The 21600-nt window shown below is 49.8% G+C and carries 20 protein-coding genes; 12 read left to right on the forward strand and 8 right to left on the reverse strand.

Annotation, left to right across the window (positions count from 1 at the left end; all coding sequences use genetic code 11):
- The first annotated feature begins 120 nt into the window (after positions 1-120).
- The 5 genes from apbC to N8M53_RS04855 all read left to right on the forward strand — a co-directional run bounded on the left by apbC (position 121) and on the right by N8M53_RS04855 (position 6121).
- The gene (gene apbC, locus N8M53_RS04835) at positions 121-1239 is read left to right on the forward strand and encodes an iron-sulfur cluster carrier protein ApbC (protein ID WP_269579674.1); all 1119 of its coding nucleotides are present in this window, start codon (positions 121-123) and stop codon (positions 1237-1239) included.
- 141 nt (positions 1240-1380) lie between these two features.
- Positions 1381-2025, forward strand: a complete 645-nt coding sequence (gene udk, locus N8M53_RS04840; RefSeq protein ID WP_077605938.1) for a uridine kinase — start codon at positions 1381-1383, stop codon at positions 2023-2025.
- A gap of 113 nt (positions 2026-2138) precedes the next feature.
- Positions 2139-2726, forward strand: a complete 588-nt coding sequence (gene dcd / locus N8M53_RS04845; RefSeq protein WP_269579675.1) for a dCTP deaminase — start codon at positions 2139-2141, stop codon at positions 2724-2726.
- Positions 2727-2850: 124 nt separating this feature from the next.
- A complete protein-coding gene (locus N8M53_RS04850; protein WP_269579676.1) occupies positions 2851-4989 on the forward strand; it encodes an AsmA family protein in 2139 nt (712 codons plus the stop codon).
- Positions 4990-5041: 52 nt separating this feature from the next.
- Positions 5042-6121, forward strand: coding sequence for a metal-dependent hydrolase (locus N8M53_RS04855; protein WP_269579677.1), 1080 nt, complete (start codon positions 5042-5044; stop codon positions 6119-6121).
- Between the two features lie 48 nt (positions 6122-6169).
- On the opposite strand, the gene cobO is transcribed toward N8M53_RS04855, so the two are convergent.
- Positions 6170-6760: a cob(I)yrinic acid a,c-diamide adenosyltransferase gene (gene cobO / locus N8M53_RS04860; RefSeq protein ID WP_269579678.1), complete on the reverse strand. Its 591-nt coding sequence runs from the start codon at positions 6758-6760 to the stop codon at positions 6170-6172.
- A gap of 108 nt (positions 6761-6868) precedes the next feature.
- Between cobO and N8M53_RS04865 the strand changes: the two genes are divergently transcribed.
- The 3 genes from N8M53_RS04865 to N8M53_RS04875 all read left to right on the forward strand — a co-directional run bounded on the left by N8M53_RS04865 (position 6869) and on the right by N8M53_RS04875 (position 8530).
- Positions 6869-7615: a dienelactone hydrolase family protein gene (locus N8M53_RS04865; protein ID WP_269579679.1), complete on the forward strand. Its 747-nt coding sequence runs from the start codon at positions 6869-6871 to the stop codon at positions 7613-7615.
- Positions 7616-7634: 19 nt separating this feature from the next.
- Positions 7635-7937, forward strand: a complete 303-nt coding sequence (locus N8M53_RS04870) for a Dabb family protein (protein ID WP_269579680.1) — start codon at positions 7635-7637, stop codon at positions 7935-7937.
- 104 nt (positions 7938-8041) lie between these two features.
- Entirely contained in the window at positions 8042-8530 is a 489-nt protein-coding gene (locus N8M53_RS04875; RefSeq protein ID WP_269579681.1) for a low molecular weight protein-tyrosine-phosphatase, read from the forward strand.
- 96 nt (positions 8531-8626) lie between these two features.
- On the opposite strand, the gene N8M53_RS04880 is transcribed toward N8M53_RS04875, so the two are convergent.
- Positions 8627-9385, reverse strand: a complete 759-nt coding sequence (locus tag N8M53_RS04880; protein ID WP_077579229.1) for a DNA repair protein — start codon at positions 9383-9385, stop codon at positions 8627-8629.
- 366 nt (positions 9386-9751) lie between these two features.
- Between N8M53_RS04880 and cysB the strand changes: the two genes are divergently transcribed.
- The 3 genes from cysB (at position 9752) to N8M53_RS04895 (ending at position 12865) form a co-directional block, all read left to right on the forward strand.
- Positions 9752-10726: an HTH-type transcriptional regulator CysB gene (cysB, locus tag N8M53_RS04885; protein WP_269579682.1), complete on the forward strand. Its 975-nt coding sequence runs from the start codon at positions 9752-9754 to the stop codon at positions 10724-10726.
- 74 nt (positions 10727-10800) lie between these two features.
- A complete protein-coding gene (locus N8M53_RS04890; RefSeq protein WP_269579683.1) occupies positions 10801-12003 on the forward strand; it encodes a methyltransferase in 1203 nt (400 codons plus the stop codon).
- A 136-nt stretch (positions 12004-12139) separates the two neighbouring features.
- Positions 12140-12865: a sulfite exporter TauE/SafE family protein gene (locus N8M53_RS04895; RefSeq protein WP_269579684.1), complete on the forward strand. Its 726-nt coding sequence runs from the start codon at positions 12140-12142 to the stop codon at positions 12863-12865.
- Positions 12866-12936: 71 nt separating this feature from the next.
- On the opposite strand, the gene tyrP is transcribed toward N8M53_RS04895, so the two are convergent.
- Complete coding sequence (tyrP, locus tag N8M53_RS04900) at positions 12937-14109, reverse strand: tyrosine transporter TyrP (RefSeq protein ID WP_269579685.1); 1173 nt, start codon at positions 14107-14109, stop codon at positions 12937-12939.
- A gap of 226 nt (positions 14110-14335) precedes the next feature.
- Between tyrP and N8M53_RS04905 the strand changes: the two genes are divergently transcribed.
- A complete protein-coding gene (locus N8M53_RS04905) occupies positions 14336-15589 on the forward strand; it encodes a CinA family nicotinamide mononucleotide deamidase-related protein (RefSeq protein ID WP_269579686.1) in 1254 nt (417 codons plus the stop codon).
- 37 nt (positions 15590-15626) lie between these two features.
- Here N8M53_RS04905 and yfaE read toward each other — a convergent pair whose 3' ends face one another.
- The 5 genes from yfaE to ubiG all read right to left on the reverse strand — a co-directional run bounded on the left by yfaE (position 15627) and on the right by ubiG (position 21175).
- Positions 15627-15917, reverse strand: a complete 291-nt coding sequence (yfaE, locus tag N8M53_RS04910; RefSeq protein ID WP_269579687.1) for a class I ribonucleotide reductase maintenance protein YfaE — start codon at positions 15915-15917, stop codon at positions 15627-15629.
- The gene (nrdB, locus tag N8M53_RS04915) at positions 15914-17047 is read right to left on the reverse strand and encodes a class Ia ribonucleoside-diphosphate reductase subunit beta (protein ID WP_269579688.1); all 1134 of its coding nucleotides are present in this window, start codon (positions 17045-17047) and stop codon (positions 15914-15916) included. Before nrdB ends, yfaE begins: the two co-directional genes overlap by 4 nt.
- A 52-nt stretch (positions 17048-17099) precedes the next feature.
- Complete coding sequence (nrdA, locus tag N8M53_RS04920) at positions 17100-19388, reverse strand: class 1a ribonucleoside-diphosphate reductase subunit alpha (RefSeq protein ID WP_269579689.1); 2289 nt, start codon at positions 19386-19388, stop codon at positions 17100-17102.
- A gap of 396 nt (positions 19389-19784) precedes the next feature.
- Positions 19785-20441, reverse strand: coding sequence for a phosphoglycolate phosphatase (gph, locus tag N8M53_RS04925; RefSeq protein ID WP_269579690.1), 657 nt, complete (start codon positions 20439-20441; stop codon positions 19785-19787).
- Positions 20442-20464: 23 nt separating this feature from the next.
- Entirely contained in the window at positions 20465-21175 is a 711-nt protein-coding gene (ubiG, locus tag N8M53_RS04930; RefSeq protein WP_269579691.1) for a bifunctional 2-polyprenyl-6-hydroxyphenol methylase/3-demethylubiquinol 3-O-methyltransferase UbiG, read from the reverse strand.
- Between the last annotated feature and the right edge of the window lie 425 nt (positions 21176-21600).

Here is a 21600-nt window from a genome sequence, read left to right on the forward strand (position 1 = left end):
ATTGCGGAAATCTTACCTGATACGATATGCCTTGCCTAGTGCAGGCCGTGAGTGAGGCCGTTTATCCGTTAAACGTCGCCAATCTGGCCTACTATATTTTAATCAATGGGATGGTGATGCATGTTGTTTGGTTCTAAAAAGAAAAAAGCACAAAAACAAAAAGAAGACACGGCCGCCCCGCTGACCAATGTGGACGATGCAGTAAGTCTATTGAATCAGTTTTCACATCCACGTCTGGTGGAGCAGTGGGCAAGCCAACCACATTGGGTGAGCGCGAGTGAAGATGGTTTTAAGGTGACGTTTCCATTTGCAGCGGCGTCAGTGAGGCAAGCGCTTGATGAGTGGCTGAGTGCCCAGTCGACGTCATTGGCGCAGCAGTTTCAACTGACACAGAGAGTGGCGCCGCTAAAAAGTGGTGATAAGGCGCCCGTCAAAGGGGTGAAAAACCTGTTAGTGGTGAGCTCGGCCAAAGGCGGCGTGGGTAAATCGACGACGGCGGTCAATTTGGCACTGGCACTGCAGGCGGAAGGGGCGTCAGTGGGCATTGTCGATGCCGATGTGTATGGCCCATCGCTGCCGATTATGCTCGGCGCTAAAGACAGCGAACCGCAAACCCATGATGGCAAACTGATGGAGCCTGTGATGCGTCATGGTATTGCCTCTAATTCAATTGGTTACCTGGTGCCCGCTGATAATGCCACTGTGTGGCGTGGGCCAATGGCCTCGAAAGCCTTTGCCCAATTGATCAACGAAACGCGCTGGCCCGAACTTGATTATTTAGTTGTGGATATGCCACCAGGCACCGGTGACATTCAGCTTAGCTTGGCGCAGCAGTTCCCGGTGACGGGAGCGATGGTGGTCACCACGCCACAGGATCTCGCACTGGCTGATGCAATTAAAGGCGTGGCGATGTTTGAGAAAGTACAGGTGCCGGTTCTCGGGGTAATAGAAAACATGAGCTACCACATTTGTTCGCAATGCGGTCATCACGAGGCGATTTTTGGTACCGGCGGCGCGGAGAAAATGGCCCGTGAACAGGGAGTGCCAGTGTTAGCACAAGTGCCGTTGCATGTGGCGATTCGTGAGGACATAGACGCAGGCACACCGAGTATGGTGGCGCGCCCTAGCAGTGAGCATGCTGCTGTCTATCGGCAAACGGCTGCAACCGTCGCCAGTCAGCTGTATTGGCAAGGGGAAACACGCCCTGAACAAATAAGCGTACAAACGGTGTCGCCCTGATTGAGCAACGCGCAGCCATAGCAGGCTTAAAGCGGCGGGTTAGTCAGGGATGCGTGATTTTCGCTGGCGCCAGCGGCCTCAACTCCCTATAATCAGGCGGTTTATGTAGATTCCGCCAAGCTTCCTCTGGGTATTCATATTATGAGTGACAACAACCACCAATGCGTTATTATCGGCATAGCAGGTGCCTCTGCTTCCGGTAAAAGCCTGATCGCTAGCACCATTTATAAGGAATTAAAGGAAAAAGTCGGCGATCATCAAATCGGCGTGATCACGGAAGACAGATATTACCGAGATCAAAGCCATCTCAGCATGGAAGAGCGCGTACAAACCAACTATGACCATCCACAAGCGCTAGATCACGACTTGCTTTGTGAGCACTTAGAAAGCCTCGCGGCGGGTCAGTCTGTCGATGTGCCTGTATACAGCTACTCAGAGCATACCCGTATGGATGAAACCACCACCATGACGCCCAAAAAGGTGATCATTTTGGAAGGGATCCTGTTATTGACTGACCCACGCCTGCGCAACCTTATCCATGCCAGCGTCTTTATGGATACTCCCCTTGATATTTGCTTGTTGCGCCGCATGAAACGTGATGTAGCTGAGCGTGGCCGCACCATGGACTCGGTGATGGAGCAATATCAAAAGACGGTCCGCCCTATGTTTATGCAGTTTATTGAGCCGTCAAAGCAATATGCTGACATTATCGTGCCACGCGGGGGTAAAAACCGCATTGCGATTGATGTACTAAAAGCGCATATCGCACGCTTATTGAAAGCTTGAATTATTCTGATTGAAAAATCTAGAGACTTAGCCTCTCATTGCTAGGCGTAACGAGTCGAGACAAAGCGGTGCTTGAAGGCATCGCGCCATCTACTAACCGTGAGGACTATCCGATGCGACTATGCGACAGGCATATCAAAGAACACCTTGATGATGGCCGCATCAAAATTGAACCGCGTCCAGCTGAAGCATCAATTTCTGGTGTGACGGCAGACGTGACCTTGGGCAATCAATTCCGTGTATTTAATGATCACGGTGCGGCATTTATCGATCTGTCTGGCCCGAAAGAAGAGGTCAATGCCCAGCTTGAACGTGTGATGAGTGATGAAATTGAGATTGATGATGGTGAGGCTTTTTATCTTCACCCAGGCCAGCTCGCGCTCGCTGTCACTCATGAAGCGGTGACCCTACCTGACGATATCGTCGGCTGGCTTGATGGCCGCTCGTCGTTGGCACGTTTGGGGCTGATGGTGCATGTGACCGCGCACCGGATTGACCCGGGCTGGTCGGGCCGTATTGTACTCGAGTTCTATAACAATGGTCGTTTGCCTTTGGCGCTACGACCCGGTATGCCGATTGGTGCGTTAAGCTTTGAGCCTATGTCGGGCGCCGCTGATAAGCCGTATAACAAACGCGACAACGCAAAGTATAAAAATCAGCAAGGGGCAGTTGCCTCTCGCATTAGCCAAGACAAGGCTTAACAATTTCAATGCGCCTACGGGCGCATTTTTTTGCTAACGTGGAACCCGATCGCGAAATCATGGTCGATAATGCGAGTATCTCTCGCGAGTGGTATCGCCTGTTACGCACAAGGAGCATCTTGCAATGATAAAAAAAATCGTCCTTACTCTCGCTATTTTGGTGGTGGTCGTCATGGGTGGCATCGCCGCTTTGCTTGCCACCATTAATCCTAACCAGTTTAAGCCATTGTTGGTCGAGCAAGTTAAAAAACAGACAGGCTATGACATGGTCATTGGTGGCGACATTGCTTGGCAGTTTTGGCCAAGTTTGGGGTTTTCAATCGAGGATGTTGCGATCAAAAACCGCCCCGGCTTTGATGAACCCGATTTGATGCGCTTGTCTCAAGCACGCCTCTCTGTCGATGTGTTGCCTTTGATGTCGCAAACCTTGCAGATCGGCGAAATTACATTGCAAGACCCACATGTGTTTATTCAAACCCTGAGTAATGGGGAGAGCAACCTCATCGCGACATCGCCAACGGCTGAGCCTCAAGCTGAGCCAGCGCCGCAATCAGGCTCATCCGCTGATAGCTCGAGTACCGAGGCAAAGGCGTGGAACGTATCGTTACAAGGACTCAGTGTGGCCAACGCGAGTGTGATCGTCAAAGATGACCAAGCGGGCACCATGACAGCGTTGCGCGATGTGGATCTTGAGGTGGGCAACCTAGCGACGGAAGTGTGGACACCACTTTCACTGTCGTTGCGCGGCGAGCAAAATGACGCCCGCTTTGAGGTGGACGGTCAGGGCGAGTTAAAGCTGGCCCGTGACGTGATACAAAGTCAGTTGCGCAAACTGGCGTTGACGCTTTCGGCAGAGCAAGGTGATATGGGGATTGAGCAAGCCAATATTACCCTCGATAGCTTTTCGCTGGGCCAGGCAGCCAAGTTAGGTTTTAACGTCAATGCGCAAACCGCGGACATCGACATTGAAAGCTCAGGTGAAGCCCAGGTGACTATTGCAAAAACGCAAGATAAGGTCACTGTTCAGGGGTTAGACATGCTCACGACACTGTCCGGTGAGCCGATTCCCCACCAGTCTCTTAGCCAAGCGCTAGCCGCTGATATTGTGTTTGACATCAACCAGCAAACGGTGACGGTCAGTGAATTGACCAGCCGATTAAACGACGATGATGTTGTGGTGGATGGTAAAGTGGCGGTTAAGCTGACTGACATCCCCCAAATACGCTTTGCGCTGAATACTAACCATATCAACCTTGATACGCTGCTACCGACAAACAACGCAGCGTCTAGCCAATCCGAAAAAGAGAGTGAGTCTGGCTCTAATGCTCCATCCAGCTCAAGTACGCAAGCGGCGCCACTGAGCAAAGAAGAGCCTGATCTGAGTGTGTTAAAGACGCTGGATATTGCCGGGTCACTGGCAATGAAAGGGCTGACCGTGAGTAACGTGACCTTAGGGCAAACACGCGCGACGGTTGCCATTGACCGTGGCAAAGTCGACGTATCCGAGCTGACAACGCAAGCCTATGAAGGCAGCGTAGTTGTGCAAGGGATGCTAGATGCCACGCAATCCCCCGCGCGCTATCAGGTGAGTAAAAAAGCGCGAGGGATCCAGGTGCGTCCTTTGCTGGAAGACGCTGCTGAGGTGGACTTATTAGAAGGCAAGGGTAACGTCGATATCAATGTACAGGGAAAAGGATTGTCTCCGTATGCATTGCGTCAAGCGATTCAAGGCAGTGTCGCTATTTTCTTCGAAGATGGCGCGATCAATGGGATAAACTTGGCGCAGATGCTCAGAGAGGCGAAAGCGACGCTGAAAGGCGAGTCGGCAGCCGCAGCTAATGAAGTACGTAAAACGGACTTTAGCGCACTCACTGCGAGCTTTACCTTAGGCAACGGCATGGCACGCACCACCGACTTACTGCTGGAAGCGCCGGCGCTTCGGGTACGCAGTGACGGACAAACCGATCTGTTACAAGAGACGCTTGATTTTAATGTCTATACCTCGGTGGTCGAGACCAGTAAAGGCCAGGGCGGTAAAGACATTGATGAACTGCGTGATGTCACCATCCCAGTGACGGTAGCCGGTACCTGGCAATCGCCAAGCTATAAATTAGATATTAAGCAGCTACTCAGCAGTAATGATGCGTTGGAAGAAAAGGCGCGCAAAGAGGCGCAACGAGGGCTGAAAAAGCTACTGGGTGATAAAGCGGATGATGATAAGGTCAAAGAGACCGCGGATAAACTCCTTAATTTATTTCAGTGATCGGCTGACAGCGCATCAGGCTATCTAATGCAAAGTCATTAAAGGACGTTTTATGGACTCTGTTACGCAAGCAGCGTTGGGCGCAACGGTCGCGGGCTTGGTTGCGGGTAAACGCTGCTCACCGAAAGTGCTGCTGGCGGGCGCGGCCTTAGGGACGTTACCGGATCTTGATGTGTTGATTGATTATGGCGATCCGGTGGCGAACACCGTGAATCACCGTGGTTTCAGCCACTCGTTGTTCGTACTGCCTTGGGTCGGCGCTCTGATTGCATGGTGCTGGTGGCGCTGGCAGCGTCAGTGGCCTCTGTGGCAAGTGATGGTGCTAGTCATCGCGGTGCTTGTCACCCATCCATTGCTTGATGCTATGACGGTATATGGCACCAAACTATTCTGGCCGCTTGATGTGCCATCGGTAGCGGTGGCGAGTCTATTTATTATCGACCCTCTGTATACGTTGCCCCTACTAGTTGCGCTTATCAGCGCATTAGTATGGCGCCATATGGGGGCCAAGGCATGTGGCGTTGGGTTGATGGTGTCGACCCTTTATTTGGCCAGTTCGGTGTATCAGCTCCATCAAATAAAAAACCGGGTTGCCGAGCAAACACAAGGAACCTTGCTGGAAGGCCAGCCTTCAATCATTATGCCAACGCCTTTTAACACACTGCTTTGGCGTGTGGTGATCATCGATGAAGGGCAATATTGGGAAGGGCTTGCCTCACGGCTTGATAACAACAAGAATATTGATTGGGTGGCTCAGCCTTTAGGGCAATGGCCGCTAGCCAATACTGATACTCTCGACGCACTACGTACTTTCTCACGCAATTTTATTCGCTTCGAAAACCGTGATGGCCAGCAGGTTGTCACCGACTTGCGTTTTGGTGTGGCCGCCTATCAGCCATTCCAGTTTTTACTGGCAGAGCAAAAGACGAATGGGGAGTGGGCCCCGGTTGCGCCTCAACAACTTGAGCCAGGCCCTTTACCCGAGACGGCGTTACCCTCTATGTGGCAGCGTTTGCTGGGCGATCAGTCCATAGATGCCAAGCTCTGTCGGCAGTCGTGTCAAGCGAATGATACGCCTGTTGATACACTGTCCGCTACCGCGGTACCGCCCAGCGACACGTCAAAGCAATGAACGTGCCCTGTGCACGCTCATTATTGCTTCATAAGCTCTCGATAACGCTTACCAGTCAATGCCCTGGCGTGCTTTAACACCGGCATCAAACGCATGTTTAACATTACGCACTTCAGACACGGTATCCGCGATTTCAACGAGGCGGCGATGCGCACCGCGACCCGTGATCAGCACAGATTGCTCACTGGGGCGTTGGCTAATTGCATCGATGACATCGTCCAGGTCAATGTAGCCATAGGTGATCATATAGGTAATTTCGTCCAGGACGACCAAATCGTAACTAGGATCGCTGAGCATGGTTTTGCATGCTGACCAGATTTTTTGTGCGGCTTGCGTGTCGGCCGTTTTATCTTGGGTATCCCAGGTAAACCCCGTACTCATCACATGAAAGTCTACCCCATGTTGACTAAGTAAATCCCGCTCACCGCACGCCCAGGTTCCCTTGATATACTGAGCCACCCCGCATTTGAAGCCATGGCCTGCGGCGCGTGCAACGGTGCCAAAAGCGGATGTCGATTTGCCTTTGCCGTTGCCAGTAATAATAAGAAATAGCCCTTTTTCTTGTTGTGCGGCGTCAATCCGGGCGTCGACTTTTTCTTTCAGTTTTTGTTGGCGTTGTTGATGGCTCTGTTCTGACATGTGATTTTCAACCTTTGGTTAACTTAGGTCTATAGTAAAGGGACGATAGGGTGGATGCCACCCATGACACGCTTGACCGCAAACCGACGGCCTCAACCAAAGGACGCTATGATGAAAAAAACAACGCACGGTCTCATTACCTTGTTGGCTTTATGTTCGTTGCCTGCTGTGGCGGGTAAACAGATAAGTTATCAGTTAGACGGGGACGCATTTTCCGGCTACCTGGCCACCCCTGTCTCTATTGAGAAAGGCAGTGTGGTGATTATTCATGATTGGGATGGGCTAACGGACTACGAACGTCAACGAGCGGATATGTTGGCAAACTTGGGCTACCGCACGTTTGCATTAGACATGTTTGGTGCTGGGAATCGACCGACCAGCCTAGAGGCGAAGAAAGCGGCGACTCGTTCACTGTATGAAGACAGAGTGCGGATGCGCGAACTGATTGAAGCTGGGATGAGTGCCGCGAAATCGCAAGGTGTGACGCAGCCAGTAGTGGCTGGCTATTGTTTCGGTGGCACGGTGACGTTAGAGCTTGCACGCAATCCAGGCAATATGCCTGTCAGTGGCTACGCGAGTTTTCATGGCGGTTTGGGCACGCCAGATGGCCAAGGTTACTCGGAGGACATCGCGCCACTGTTTATTGCTCATGGTGGGGCAGATAAAGCGGTGCCCATGGCCGATTTTGCGACCTTTATACAAACGCTAGAGCAGGCGGGTGTCGATTACTGGTCGCAAGTGTATGGTGGGGCGCCGCATGCGTTTACCGTATTTGGCTCGGATAGGTACCGTGAAAAAGCTGATAAAAAGTCTTGGCAGGCGTTTAAAACGTTTTTGACGGATCAGATGGAATAGTGACACGAGGAGAAAAGAGATGATTCGTCATGTATTGCTTGTTCGTTTTACCGCTAACGCGCGCGATGACCAGATCCAAGCATTGAAAGATAAATTTGAGTCAATGCCTAGTGTGATTGACGGTGTTGAATCAGTCGAATGGGGCGAGAACAACAGCCCAGAAGGTAAGGATCACGGCTATACACATGTGATTGTGATGACGTTTCGAGATGATGCTGCGCGGGAGCGCTATTTACCACATCCTGAGCATGAGGCATTAAAAGCGATATTACGGCCTATCCTGGAAGACATTATCGTTGTTGATTATTCCGTGCCTACATAGCTGCTGACAGGTTGCCATATCGTCGTGTATTACCTGCCTCACTATAGGCAGCGCTTCGCCTTATTGGTAACCTGAAGGCTTATCAATAAGGAGGTTTGACGCCGATGACAACTGATAATCAAAGGCCCAGTGTTTTGGTCGTCTGCTTGGGCAACATCTGTCGTTCACCCACTGCAGAAGCGGTATTACGTGCTCGCGCGCAGGCACGAGGGTTGGCGGTCGATATAGATTCTGCGGGCACGGCGGGTTATCACCAGGGGAATCCGCCGGATAAACGTAGCCAGGCGGCGGGGCAAGCGAGAGGCTACTCGTTTGAAGGGATTCGAGCGCGCCAGGTTTGCCCTGCAGACTTTGAGTGTCATGACATGATTCTGGCAGCCGATGAGAGCAACTTGGCTGACTTGCAAGCGCAATGCCCACGCGAACACCAAGGTAAGCTGTCTTTGTTTCTCCACTGGGGAGAGCATACCAATGGCCCGATTCCCGACCCTTATTATGGTGGCTCTGACGGCTTTGAGCGGGTGTTAGACTTGCTTGAACAGGCGGCAGACGGGGTACTGAATCATATTGAAATGCATCTTCTGCCTCGTTAGTTGAGAGAGTGCGCGTTTGAGAAATGAGTGCACGGATGAGAAGAATAAAAAAGGCGCGAGATGAACGCGCCTTTGTTTAAGCCTACTTGAGCTGACTTACCATTTCTTTTTCGGTGCAAACAACTCGTCCAGATCGCTTCTTTCTTCTTCTTGCTCCGACTGGAGTTTTTCGTGACCTGTATTCAGTGTATGGGTAATGTCACTATGCATTTGCTCTAAGTGCTTTTTCATCTCTTGCGAGTAATCATCGGTTTTGGGTGAGACCACATCAATGGCTTTTTTCAATAACTGCTGAGCGGTGCCCATTTGCCCTTTTTGCTTGGCGTCATTGGCACGCTTAATCACATTCTCAATATTGATTTTAAGTTGCATCTTTTCCAAGCGTGCGTTCTCAGCCACAAACGCTTGCGTCGCTAGTCGTCCCTTAGAGTGCTCTGCTTTCACCACGGAGCGCAGGCGTTTAACTAACTTAAGCATCGAAATCGCTTGTCGATCGTTATCTGGTACTTTAAAGGAAGTCGATTCGCGATTTGAGTAGCTTTGTTTGATTTCATCGATTTGCGCTTGCGTCGCACTGATACGCTGTTTGATGGATTTATCGGAATCATCAATTTCGTACATGGCTTTCAAGGAATCCAGGATCTTCTTATTCAAGCAAACCAACAAGGTCCCGCTATAAGGCAGGTTATGCGCATTACCAATCAGCTCTTCGGTGGCGTCAATTACTGCAATGTGCTTAGCCATCTCTTGGCGCTTGTGAGATTCAATTTGCTTACGTTGTTGAGCCAATATGTTGTAGCCGACAATCAGGCCGAGCAATATGACACAAAGGCCAGCTATCAAGGCAATATTCATAATTCAGCGACGATGTTCCTTGTAATAAACTCAACTGGTTAAGATACACGATCTCGACCGACAGAGATAGCATCAATCAAGGATGGAGGCAGCATGAGTGATCCGCCTCTAACTCTGCACATTACACCCGATTCGCATGCGCTGCTATTAGTGTGGCCTATAATCTCTCACTTGGCGACAAAGTTGCCGTAATAATGTGGTTTTAGCGGGGCGATAAAAACAAGTTTGCTTACCAAGTTGCTTAGTGAATGTGCAATCGCTAACGTTTATATAACCAAAGCCTATTAAATAGTCTGATTTGGGTATATAAATAATCTACGAAACTCACTGCTGTCACCTAACCCATGAGGCTTGCGCGTCTGTACTATGAAACTACAACAGCTTAGATATATCGTTGAGGTCGTTAATCACAACTTAAATGTGTCTGCGACCGCAGAGAGTTTGTATACCTCTCAGCCTGGGATCAGTAAACAAGTTCGATTGCTAGAAGACGAACTAGGCGTGCAAATCTTTGAGCGCAGTGGCAAGCATCTCACCCAGGTAACCCCCGCAGGTGAGGCCATTGTGGAAATTTCTCAAAGTATTTTGTCTCGAGTAGAGAGCATCAAAGCCGTGGCGAGTGAGCATACGCACCCGGAGATGGGGAACCTCAATATCTCCACCACTCACACGCAGGCGCGCTATGCACTGCCTGATGTGATTAAAGCCTTTACCGCGAGATACCCCAAAGTGTCATTGCACATGCATCAGGGAACGCCGACGCAGATCTCCAGCTCGGTTGCCAAAGGCACGTCAGATTTTGCTATCGCGACTGAAGCTTTCCACCTCTATGAAGACTTAGTCATGCTGCCGTGTTACCACTGGAATCGTTCGATTATTGTTACGCCAGATCACCCATTGGCAAAGAAAAAGAACGTCACCATTGAAGACTTAGCTGCATATTCTCTCGTAACCTATGTTTTTGGTTTTACAGGTCGCTCGGAGTTGGATGAAGCTTTCCATCGCGCCAATCTTACCCCCAAGATTGTATTTACCGCCACAGACGCGGACGTAATCAAAACCTATGTGAAGCTGGGGTTAGGGGTAGGAGTCATTGCTAGTATGGCGATGGACAGTCAAGCTGACTCGGATCTGGTCGCCATTGATGCCAGTCATATTTTTGGTGCCAGCACGACCAAAATTGGGTTTCGTAAAGGAACCTTCCTTCGCAGCTACATGTATGACTTTATTGAGCGCTTTGCCCCACACCTGACGCGCAATATGATAGATAAAGCGGTGGCTCTGCGTTCTAACGAAGAAATTGATGCCATGTTTAAGGACATTCCACTGCCAATTCGTTAAACTGCGCGGATACGATAAGGCTGCGTTAAGCAGCCTTTTTTGATCACGCTTTTATTCAACCCCTGATAGCCGCCATGTCATCCGTCTCTTTTCAGCAACAGTTCAATCAATTAACCCAGCTTCTTACCCAGTTTCAATGGTTATGGCAACCGATGCCAATGGCACATAGAACATTGCCATGGCATGAGCAAAAAGCGTTGTGCGACTGGCTGACAAGCCTTGATCATTCCCAAATGATGCAACTAAAGGCAGAACCTGAAGCCGTGATTACCCAGCTGTCTCACTGGTGGCCTGCGTTGGCGCGATTGGTTGAGCTCACCGCCGTGCGGAAGGCGAGCACGACCAAAGTGGATCTTGATGCGCGATTAGCGGTGGGGGTACCAGGAAGAAAGTGGGCGCAAATCAAGGCTTACATTGGTGCGATCCCCAATAATGAGGAGACGGTGCGCTACCTTGAATGGTGTGCCGGAAAAGGGTATCTCGGGCGAGCCATTTCATCGGTGACCGGTAAGCCGGTTGAGAGCCTAGAATGGCAAAAGGCGCTTTGCGAACAAGGACAAGCCTTTGCTGACCAACACGCCTTGGCGATGACGTTTTACCCTTTAGATGCGATGAGCGAGCAAGCCGCTTCAGTAGTTGGGCAATGTGATCATGGGTTAGCGCTACATGCATGTGGTGATTTGCATGTCCAGCTTTTGCAAACAGCGGTTCAAAGCGGTATGCCACGTATTACCGTCTCACCTTGTTGCTACCAACTTATTCGGGACAGCGTCTATCAGCCACTTTCTGATAGTGCACGACGTCAGGGAATGGCGCTGACAAAAACCGATCTGAAGCTTGCCGTCCAAGAATCGGTGACTGGCGGACAGCGGGTGCGCCGTCAACGGGAGCAGGAAGTTGTTTATCGGCTCGGTTTTGATGAATGGCAGCGGGACTGGCAACATCGAGATCAATACTTGCCATTACCTGCGCTGAAAAAATCACAACTTAACCAAGGGTTTAATGCCTTTTGTCGCTGGGGAGCAGCACAAAAAGGCCTCATGTTACCCGCTGATTTCGATGCGGGTGGATATTTAGGCCGCGGGGAAGCGCGTTTTACCACGCTGGAGCAAATCAATGTGGTGAAGAGTGCCTTTCGCCGAGCGATGGAAATATGGCTGGTGTTAGATCGGGTATTGTTTCTTGAGCAACACGGATACGCGGTGAGTCTGGTGCAGTTTTGTGAGCGTGAACTGACGCCCCGTAACCTTCTTATTCACGCTGAAAAGATCAGCTAGGGTATACAGGCGCTCGTGAATGTCACGCGATGCATCATGAACAACTTCATCGAGTTGCATTGTCGGTAAACTCTCGCCACAAGTGGTGTAAATAGTTACACTGCGGATATCTATCTTTACTTGAAGTTACTTTTCTATGCCAGATATCGGTGTCTCCATTGCTGTGGCTTTGATCTTAGGGCTTGGTTGCTTTGTGCAAAGCTTGGTCGGATTTGGTATGGCGATTGTGGCCGCGCCACTGTTGCTGATGATTGATCCCAAACTCGTCCCGACCACCATTTCTATGGTAGGGCTGACATTAGCAAGCATTAACGCTTGGCAATATCGGCATCAGCTTTCGTTTCGCGACCTTAGTTGGGCTTACATGGGCCGAGTACCAGGCACAGCGGTGGCTGGTGGTGTGATGTTGGTGGTGACCACACAAATGCTGGAAATCATCATCGGTGCCGCCGTTTTGGTCGCGGTACTGGCAAGTGTGATGCGCTTTGATATTGCCCCGAGTCGGCGAAACTTTTTTGTGGCCGGTTTTACCTCTGGCGTGATGGGAACCACCACCAGTATCGGAGGCCCACCAATGGCGTTGGTGTTACAGCATGCAGACGTTAACAAGATGAGAGCGTGTTTGGCTGGCTATTTTGCCATTAGCTGTATCTTGTCTTTGATCGCCTTAGGTGCCACGGACTTTTTAACATGGTGGCACTTAAAACAAGCTGCTTTCGCGGTTCCTGCCGTGCTTGTTGCTACATGGCTTGCTTATCGCGTCGCACCAAGGGTGAAGCCGCAGCTCGTCCGTCGGGCGATGTTGTTACTGTGCACGTTAGCTGGGGTTAGCACACTGGTACGCGGCTTGATAGGTGGATGAACAGTAATAAAAAATGACGCCCTTCAGTCAGTTGGGCGTCATTGAATCCTTAGATGTTTAGCGAGCGATCATCAGCCAATAAACTGTGCCACCACAACGCTTATGCCTCCCACCATCGCCAAGCTGAGGCCGAGGTTCCCGCCAATCACTTGATAATGATCGTCCGTCGAGAGGGTTTGACGTGCTTTACGTACCATCAGCACAGGCAATACCACCGCCAGAATCACCAGAGCAATCGCCGCGTAACCTAATGCCGTGATAAATCCTTGAGGGTAGAAAAGCGCGAAGATCAAGGGAGGTAAGTAGGTAATGGCAGCGGTCTGCAGGCGGCCACGCACACTGTCTTGGCGGTTAAAACTGTCCGAGATAAAGTCAAACAATCCTAAACTGACCCCCAGAAATGACGTGGCTAAGGCTAAATCAGCAAAAAGCGAAATGCTGGAGGCGATATAATCTTGTTGCACCACCGATTGGATGATGGCAACAAACTGAGACAGCTCACCGTTTTGCACCAAGGTAGCTTGTGCCACTGTTCCTAAACTCGCGACTTGCCAAAAAATGTACAGTGCGAGTGGGAGGGTCGAGCCGACGATCATCACTTTACGTAGTGAAGGAAGATCTATCCCGACGTAACGTACAATCGAAGGGATACTACCGTGGAAGCCAAAAGAAGTGAAAATAACGGGCAGTGCAGCGACCAAGAGCCCTTTCTCTACCGGCATCTCTACTAAGTTAATGCTGGAGACATGTGGCGTAAGTAAGGTTAACGCTAAAATCAGGAATAAGACTTTAACGGTAAATAAGCCACGGTTGATCAAATCCACTTTGCTGGTGCCTAGGGTGACGACTAAGCCAAACACTAGCGTAAACAGCACTGCACCTGCTGCAGGGGGGAGCTCGATAGCTGACCATTGTGCCAGCTTCTCATTAAGCTGGCTCCCACCACCTGCAATGTAGGCTGCGCATAGCGAGTAGAACAAGAATAGCATGGCGAAGGAAGCCAGCCACTTGCCTTTATCTCCTAAAAACTGCTTGGCCAAACTGTGTAATGTGGCATCAGCGTCAGCATACTGATGGACCTCTAACATCAGTAGCGCTGTGTAAGTCATTAGTGCCCACATCGCCCCCATTAATGCCATCGATGCCCCAAACCCAATACCAGCGGACGCAAGCGGTAGAGCAAGCATACCTGCGCCGATGGTTGTCCCTGCAATAATCAGCGAACTTCCTAGTACTTTATTCATATTGTGTTTAACCAGTGTTAATAAAAAGTTAATTGTTGTGTTCACACAAAAGATAACGTGAATTTATGCGCATTGTGCACTGTCTATGCAGATAAAAAAACTGATGAGTGTAATGATAAAGGTACGAGCCCGTAACGTAAAGTGTACGTTTGCGTGAGGGTAGTGAATCAGATGGTCTAATGTCATAATCAAGGCTCAACCACTGTGACAGATAAGGAGCGGCAGGGTGGATAATCAACAACATCAAGCCCCAATGCCACGAATCGCGATGCTTTCTACTGGCGAGGAAGTGTTACTTGGAGATATCACGGATACCAATGCGGCATGGTTATCAAGCATTCTATTTGAAAATGGCTTAACCATGTCTCGTCGTGTGACCATCGGGGATGACCTTGATGATATGGCGATTGAACTCGTTCGGTTATCACAGACAGAGCAAGTGGTGATTGTGAATGGTGGTCTTGGGCCAACTACGGATGATCTCACCACGGCGGCGATGGCATCGGCAATGGGTGTGGATCTGACGCTCAATGAAGCATGGCTTGATGAGCTGAAACAGCGCTTTGAGCGTCATGGCAAACCAATGGCGCAGAGTAACCTTAAGCAAGCGATGTTACCTGACGGCGCGCGGTTAATTGAGAATCCGAAAGGGACGGCGTGTGGTTTTCACTGTGAACTTAATGGGTGTCATTTTTATTTTACGCCTGGTGTGCCCTCTGAGTTTTTCGACATGGTTGAGCGCCAAATCCTTCCTGAGTTGTTACATGTTTACGCAGCAAAAGCGCGATCATGTTACCGTTTGTTTACATTTGGCTTGTCGGAGTCAGGGATCAGTGACGTGATGGCATCATTAGTGCTTCCTAGCGATGTGTCATTGGGATATCGCTCGAGTTTACCTTTTATTGAGGTGAAGCTGTTTATTGATGCAGACCACGATGAAAAAGACACTTTACTTGAGGCACTGCAGCAACGTCTCGCAGACTATGTTGTGTCATCTAATGAGCCTATGGCTTCCGCATTGGCGTTTGACGTTAGCCGTCAGGGTATTGCCCTGAAAGTCGCTGAGCAATTTACCGGCGGTTGGTTATCAAGCATACTCAATGGGCAAGCGGCTCACCTGGTTGAGCAAGGCTGGGTGATGTCGAACGCCCATGTGCCGGAACAAGCGGTGGCAAACCCGTTAGCTGCATCACTGGCGATGGCCAGTGCGACGATTAGCCCCGGCCAAAAGCAAATTGGTCTTGCCTGTGGCCCAGAACTTCATGGACAAATCTGCGTGGCTATCTCTACACCAGAGGGGGAGTGGGGGCAGCGTTTAAGCTTTAAACGACAATTCTCTCACGACGACGCGCGCTGTTATATATCTACAGTATTGTTAGACATGCTAAGGCGCTACTTAAATGGCTATCCGGTGATTGCTGATTACGCCTCATTGATGCGACACGATGACATTTTTATTGATGCCGAGCGGATCGAATAGGGTAGACAGGGGATAGGCAGGAAGGCGAGGCGGTGTTCTACGCCTCGTTAACTTGCTTTTTGATTTCCGCGGGCTGGTAGTCGAACGCGATCGACACATCAGTTTGTGGCGTGCTTTGACAAGCGAGAACTTCACCTGGCATCACAAAGGCCATGCTGTCTCCCTGCGTCACAGACCCCTGATTAAGCTTACAGCGGCAGGCGCCACACATGCCATTTCGGCATTGGTATTCAGGTTGAATACCGGCATCTTCCAACTGCTCCAGCAAGTTTTGGTGGGTGTTGCCACCCACCATTATGCCGTTCACTTCGATGGTGATACGGGTCATAGCTCGAAGTCACCAAAGTCTTCAACGCTGACTTCGTTGTCGATTTGACCAACTAAGTATGAACTAATCTCTGCTTCCTGTGGAGCGACCTGAACATTATCTGAGGACAACCAAGCGTTAATCCAAGGAATGGGGTTTTGTGTCGCATTGTCATAGGCAGGCGCTAAGCCGACCGCAGACATACGTAGGTTGGTAATGTACTCAACATACTGACACAAGATATCTTTGTTCAGACCGATCATCGAGCCATCACGGAACAAATATTCTGCCCAATCTTTTTCTTGCTCAGCGGCTTTATTGAATAGATCAAAACACTCTTGCTCGCACTCTTTGGCAATCTCGGCCATTTCAGGGTCGTCTTGACCGCTACGTAGAATGTTGAGCATGTGCTGTGTCCCAGTCAGGTGCAAGGCTTCGTCACGGGCAATAAACTTGATGATCTTCGCATTACCTTCCATCAGTTCACGCTCGGCAAAGGCAAAGGAGCATGCAAAGCTGACATAAAAGCGGATCGCCTCGAGCGCATTCACAGACATTAGGCATAAATACAGCTGGCGCTTCAGCGCGCGCAAGCTGACGGTGATCGTTTGACCATTAATCGTATGTGTCCCTTCACCTAGCTGGTGGTAGTAGTTACTCAGCTGGATTAGGTCATCATAATATTGGGCAATGTCTTCTGCACGCTTTTGTATGTGCTCATTCATCACGATGTCATCAAACACAACCGCCGGATCAGCGACAATGTTGCGAATAATATGGGTGTAAGAACGTGAATGAATGGTCTCCGAGAAGCTCCAGGTTTCAATCCAGGTTTCGAGTTCTGGAATCGAGACCAGCGGCAACAGGGCGACGTTAGGACTACGGCCTTGGATAGAATCGAGTAGCGTTTGATACTTCAAGTTACTGATGAAAATATGCTTCTCATGCTCAGGTAACTTGTTGTAATCAATACGGTCGCTCGACACGTCGACTTCTTCTGGGCGCCAAAAGAACGACAACTGCTTCTCGATCAGCTTTTCAAAAATTTCATATTTTTGCTGATCGTAGCGGGCAACATTAACTGACTGACCCAAGAACATGGGCTCTTTGAGCGGGTCATTGTTGATTTTAGAAAATGTACTGTAAGCCATGAATCTTATAAACCTCTAGAAAAGGGCCCAGAGGCCCTTTGCATGTCGTGTGTTAGATCTTACATGCACCGCCGGCGCAATCGTCTTCAGCGGCTTGTGCCGCGGCTGATTCCGACTGACCATCGCTCGCGCCATCACGTGTGTTGTGATAGTACAGGGTTTTAACCCCCAGTTTATACGCGGTGAGCAAATCTTTAAGCAGCTGGTTCATAGGAACTTTACCGCTTGCATGTCGGCTCGGATCATAATTGGTGTTAGCAGAAATCGCTTGGTCGACGAATTTTTGCATGATACCGACTAGCTGTAAGTAACCTTCATTGCTGCCAATGTTCCAGAGCAGTTCGTAATTATCTTTATACTTGTGATACTCAGGTACCACTTGTTTGAGAATGCCATCTTTTGACGCTTTCACTGAGACAAACCCACGCGGTGGCTCAATGCCGTTAGTGGCATTAGAGATTTGCGAAGAGGTCTCTGAGGGCATCAAGGCTGTCAGCGTTGAGTTACGCAAGCCATAGGTCTGGATGTCCTTACGCAAGGTTTCCCAGTCCAGATGTAATGGCTCATCACAAATCGCATCCAAGTCTTTCTTGTAGGTATCAATTGGCAGAATACCTTGCGAGTATGTGGTTTCATTAAAGGCAGGACACGCGCCTTTTTCTTTTGCCAACTCGACCGACGCACGCAACAAGTGATACTGAATCGCTTCGAAAGTGCGGTGGGTGAGGCCATTCGCACTGCCATCCGAATAACGGACACCGTGCTTGGCGAGATGATAGGCAAAGTTAATCACACCCACACCGAGTGTACGGCGGTTCATGGTTGCTTTTCGCGCGGCCGGCAATGGGTAGTCTTGATAATCCAATAGCGCATCCAAGGCACGAATGGTCAAGTCGGCCAGTTCACCCAGCTCGTCGAGTGATTCAAGTGCGCCGAGGTTAAAGGCTGAGAGAGTACACAGTGCAATTTCACCGTTCTCATCTTCAACATTGTTCAGTGGCTTGGTCGGCAGTGCGATCTCAAGGCACAGGTTAGACTGACGAATCGGGGCTACGGATGCGTCAAACGGGCTATGGGTATTACAGTGGTCAACATTTTGGATGTAGATCCGGCCGGTTGACGCGCGCTCTTGCATCATCAGCGAGAACAAATCGACGGCTTTTACCGTTTCGCGCTGGATAGAGTCGTCTGCTTCGTACTGCGTGTACAGGCGTTCAAACTCATCTTGATCTTCAAAAAAGGCATCGTACAAGCCTGGTACATCCGACGGCGAGAACAAGGAAATGTTGCCACCTTTAAGCAAGCGGGTGTACATCAACTTATTAATTTGAACCCCGTAATCCATATGACGCACACGGTTTTCTTCCACACCACGGTTGTTTTTCAATACCAGTAGTGATTCCACTTCGCGGTGCCAAATTGGATAGAATAAGGTCGCTGCGCCACCACGAACGCCGCCCTGAGAGCAGCACTTCACCGCGGTTTGGAAATACTTATAAAACGGAATACAACCAGTATGGAACGCCTCACCGCCACGGATAGGGCTGCCTAAGGCGCGAATACGGCCTGCGTTAATACCAATACCTGCGCGTTGTGACACGTAGCGAACAATCGCGCTGGATGTGGCATTGATAGAATCTAAGCTGTCGTCACACTCAATCAATACACACGAGCTAAACTGGCGTGTTGGTGTGCGCACACCCGACATGATAGGCGTTGGCAGTGAGATCTTAAATTGCGAGGCAGCATCATAAAAGCGACGGATATAGTCCAGGCGCGTCTCTTTCGGATATGATGCAAACAAGCACGCAGCAACCATCATGTACAAAAATTGCGCGCTCTCGTAAATTTCACCGGTCACGCGGTTTTGTACCAGGTATTTACCTTCCAGCTGCTTCACCGCGGCGTACGAGAAGTTCATGTCGCGCCAGTGGTCTAGGTAGCTATCTAGGGTGTCGAGCTCTTCTTCGCTGTAGTCTTCCAAGATATGTTTATCATACTTGCCTTTCTCGACCATGTTTCTGACATGCTCAACCAGCTTAGGTGGCTCGAACTGGCCATAGGCTTTTTTACGTAAGTGGAAGACCGCCAAACGTGCCGCAAGATATTGATAATCTGGGCTTTCTTCGGAGATTAGATCGGCTGCAGCTTTGATGATTGTCTCGTGGATATCTTCCGTGCGCATGCCATCATAAAACTGGATGTGAGAGCGCATCTCAACCAGAGAAACAGAAACGTTTGAGAGGCCTTCGGCAGCCCAAGTCACTACGCGATGGATCTTGTCGAGGTTTAAGTTTTCTTTGCGTCCATCACGCTTTAATACGGTAATTTCTTGGTTCATTTGTATGCTTTCCCAATATTCCCTTGCCAAACTGCTCTTTTTCGCAAGTTTTTATAAAATGCTGATGATTTTTTGGTCGGCCTCTATGCGGACATCTAGTCGCTTATGCACTATATATAGGGGGCGATGTCCGAGTCGGTTACAAGATAGTGATATAACCTGCTTTTTGCAAGCCAGTCTTTGTTACGGTGGGTGTGGATATCTTGGGGATGTTATATCCAAAGTTAGTAATCACCAACCTAGTGACGCAAGGCCGACAAGATTAGTGAAAATTTCAATCACTGAAAGGTAAAAATCGGCAATAAAAAAAATTTATTTTGGTTGATCTCAGCGATGATCAGTGATCGTTTTTAACTGATTGAAAAGACAGCAAACCCCACAAAATGTGGGGTGTGACTAGGATCCAATAAAGGCGCTAAGCTGATCCGGTTTGGCGAAAATATGATCTGCTTCCCAATTGTGGACTAGGGTGAGATCCCCCGTATAACCCCATCCCGCAACAGCCGCACCCATATTGGCGGCTCGAGCGGCTAATATATCGTTTTCAATGTCTCCAACGTACAGCCCCTGTTGTGGCACACAATTGAGGCTTTTCGCCGCTTCAAGCAGTGGCATCGGATGTGGTTTCGCATGCTCATAAGTATCGGCACCGACAATGACTTTCGCGCTTTGAAGGCGTGGGAAGAATGTCAGTAGTTGGTGGGTGAGCCCTTCGGGTTTATTGGTCACGATGCCCCAAGGGATGTGCAGCTGATCCAGCGTATCGAGCAGCGTGTCTATGCCATCGTAGAGCTGTGTGCCATGGCATATCGCTTCACCATAGTGGTGAAGAAAACGTGCACGCAAGGCGATGGGATCTTGATATTGCGCTTGCTCACCGAACCCGGCGGTTAAGAGGCCCCGCGCACCAAAGCTGGTGTGGGTATAAATCTGTTCACGGGTTAACGGAGGCAAGTCAAATTCGGCCAGGACACGATTGGCCGCCTCACCCATATCGGGCGCGGTGTCAAGCAATGTGCCATCTAAATCAAACAAAACTGTTGATGGGGTCATGCTAGCGAGCTCCTTCGTGTCGACTAGGGCGCGACTGTGTGAACCAGGTAATTCACATCGACATTGGCGTTAGAGAGTTTGTAGGTATCAAACACCGGGTTGTAGTGTAGCCCAGTCATATCTTTTGCTGTCAATGTCGTGGCATCAATCATGTTCATCAGTTCTGAGGGGCGAATAAACTTATGATGCTCGTGCGTGCCTTTTGGGACGAGCTTGAGAATATGCTCGGCGCCTACAATCGCAAACAGCCAAGATTTAGCATTGCGGTTAAGTGTTGAGAAAAAAACATGGCCACCCGGTTTGACCATCTGTGCACAGGCTTGAATCACTGAGGCAGGTTCAGGCACGTGTTCCAGCATTTCCATACAAGTGACAACGTCATATTGCTGTGCATAGTTGCTGGCATGTTCTTCAGCGGTCGATTGGATATACTGTACATCGACACCCGCTTCAAGGGCATGGAGACGCGCGACAGTCAAGGGCTCTTTGCCCATATCCAAGCCGGTGACCTCTGCGCCTTCTTGCGCCATGCTTTCCGCTAAGATGCCGCCGCCACACCCAACATCAAGGACCTTTTTGCCGAATAACCCGCCTGCTTTGTCCAAAACATAATCGAGGCGTAATGGGTTGATTTGATGCAAAGGTTTAAATTCACCCTCTAAATCCCACCAACGCGAGGCCATATCCTCGAATTTTTGAATTTCTGCCGGATCGACATTGGGTACTTGGCTCATAACTGCAGCTTCCTTATCGGTTTTGCTGCATTATAACGAAATCTAACACGATAAAAAGAAGCCGTGCTTCTCGCGGGGCGGCTGGGTGGCATGAATGAGGATCGGCTGCGCTGAGTGAGGTGGAACGTATAGAGGTAAAGAAATAGCACGACGGCCAGCCACCGCCGTGCCTAGGACGATACCATTAAGATGCGGTTAAAATGGCACTGGCCGCTATCATACCAGCCAAAATGTATTTACCTACGATTAGGCAGGCACCAATGGCGTTGACGATACGAGTGAGCATAAAGCCTCCTCTTTTATATCAAGGCTTACCCCCAGAAAAGGGGGAAAGCGCAGTCACCTTTAAGTATGGCTGATATCGCCAGTTTTGCGTAAGAAAGTGATCTTGAGTCCAAGTTAGGTTAAGGATCCTTTTTTCGCGC

The organism is Salinivibrio kushneri (genome assembly GCF_027286325.1).
Lineage (GTDB): Bacteria > Pseudomonadota > Gammaproteobacteria > Enterobacterales > Vibrionaceae > Salinivibrio > Salinivibrio kushneri_A.

Coding starts and splice junctions, on each gene's coding strand:
- nrdB (WP_269579688.1), bottom strand. CDS start 17,047: ATGGCTTACAGTACATTTTCTAAAATCAACAATGACCCGCTCAAAGAG.
- nrdA (WP_269579689.1), bottom strand. CDS start 19,388: ATGAACCAAGAAATTACCGTATTAAAGCGTGATGGACGCAAAGAAAAC.
- ubiG (WP_269579691.1), bottom strand. CDS start 21,175: ATGAGCCAAGTACCCAATGTCGATCCGGCAGAAATTCAAAAATTCGAG.
- cobO (WP_269579678.1), bottom strand. CDS start 6,760: ATGTCAGAACAGAGCCATCAACAACGCCAACAAAAACTGAAAGAAAAA.
- N8M53_RS04890 (WP_269579683.1), top strand. CDS start 10,801: ATGTCATCCGTCTCTTTTCAGCAACAGTTCAATCAATTAACCCAGCTT.
- N8M53_RS04895 (WP_269579684.1), top strand. CDS start 12,140: ATGCCAGATATCGGTGTCTCCATTGCTGTGGCTTTGATCTTAGGGCTT.
- N8M53_RS04875 (WP_269579681.1), top strand. CDS start 8,042: ATGACAACTGATAATCAAAGGCCCAGTGTTTTGGTCGTCTGCTTGGGC.
- N8M53_RS04865 (WP_269579679.1), top strand. CDS start 6,869: ATGATGAAAAAAACAACGCACGGTCTCATTACCTTGTTGGCTTTATGT.
- cysB (WP_269579682.1), top strand. CDS start 9,752: ATGAAACTACAACAGCTTAGATATATCGTTGAGGTCGTTAATCACAAC.
- tyrP (WP_269579685.1), bottom strand. CDS start 14,109: ATGAATAAAGTACTAGGAAGTTCGCTGATTATTGCAGGGACAACCATC.
- N8M53_RS04850 (WP_269579676.1), top strand. CDS start 2,851: ATGATAAAAAAAATCGTCCTTACTCTCGCTATTTTGGTGGTGGTCGTC.
- gph (WP_269579690.1), bottom strand. CDS start 20,441: ATGACCCCATCAACAGTTTTGTTTGATTTAGATGGCACATTGCTTGAC.
- N8M53_RS04880 (WP_077579229.1), bottom strand. CDS start 9,385: ATGAATATTGCCTTGATAGCTGGCCTTTGTGTCATATTGCTCGGCCTG.
- apbC (WP_269579674.1), top strand. CDS start 121: ATGTTGTTTGGTTCTAAAAAGAAAAAAGCACAAAAACAAAAAGAAGAC.
- N8M53_RS04870 (WP_269579680.1), top strand. CDS start 7,635: ATGATTCGTCATGTATTGCTTGTTCGTTTTACCGCTAACGCGCGCGAT.
- yfaE (WP_269579687.1), bottom strand. CDS start 15,917: ATGACCCGTATCACCATCGAAGTGAACGGCATAATGGTGGGTGGCAAC.
- dcd (WP_269579675.1), top strand. CDS start 2,139: ATGCGACTATGCGACAGGCATATCAAAGAACACCTTGATGATGGCCGC.
- udk (WP_077605938.1), top strand. CDS start 1,381: ATGAGTGACAACAACCACCAATGCGTTATTATCGGCATAGCAGGTGCC.
- N8M53_RS04855 (WP_269579677.1), top strand. CDS start 5,042: ATGGACTCTGTTACGCAAGCAGCGTTGGGCGCAACGGTCGCGGGCTTG.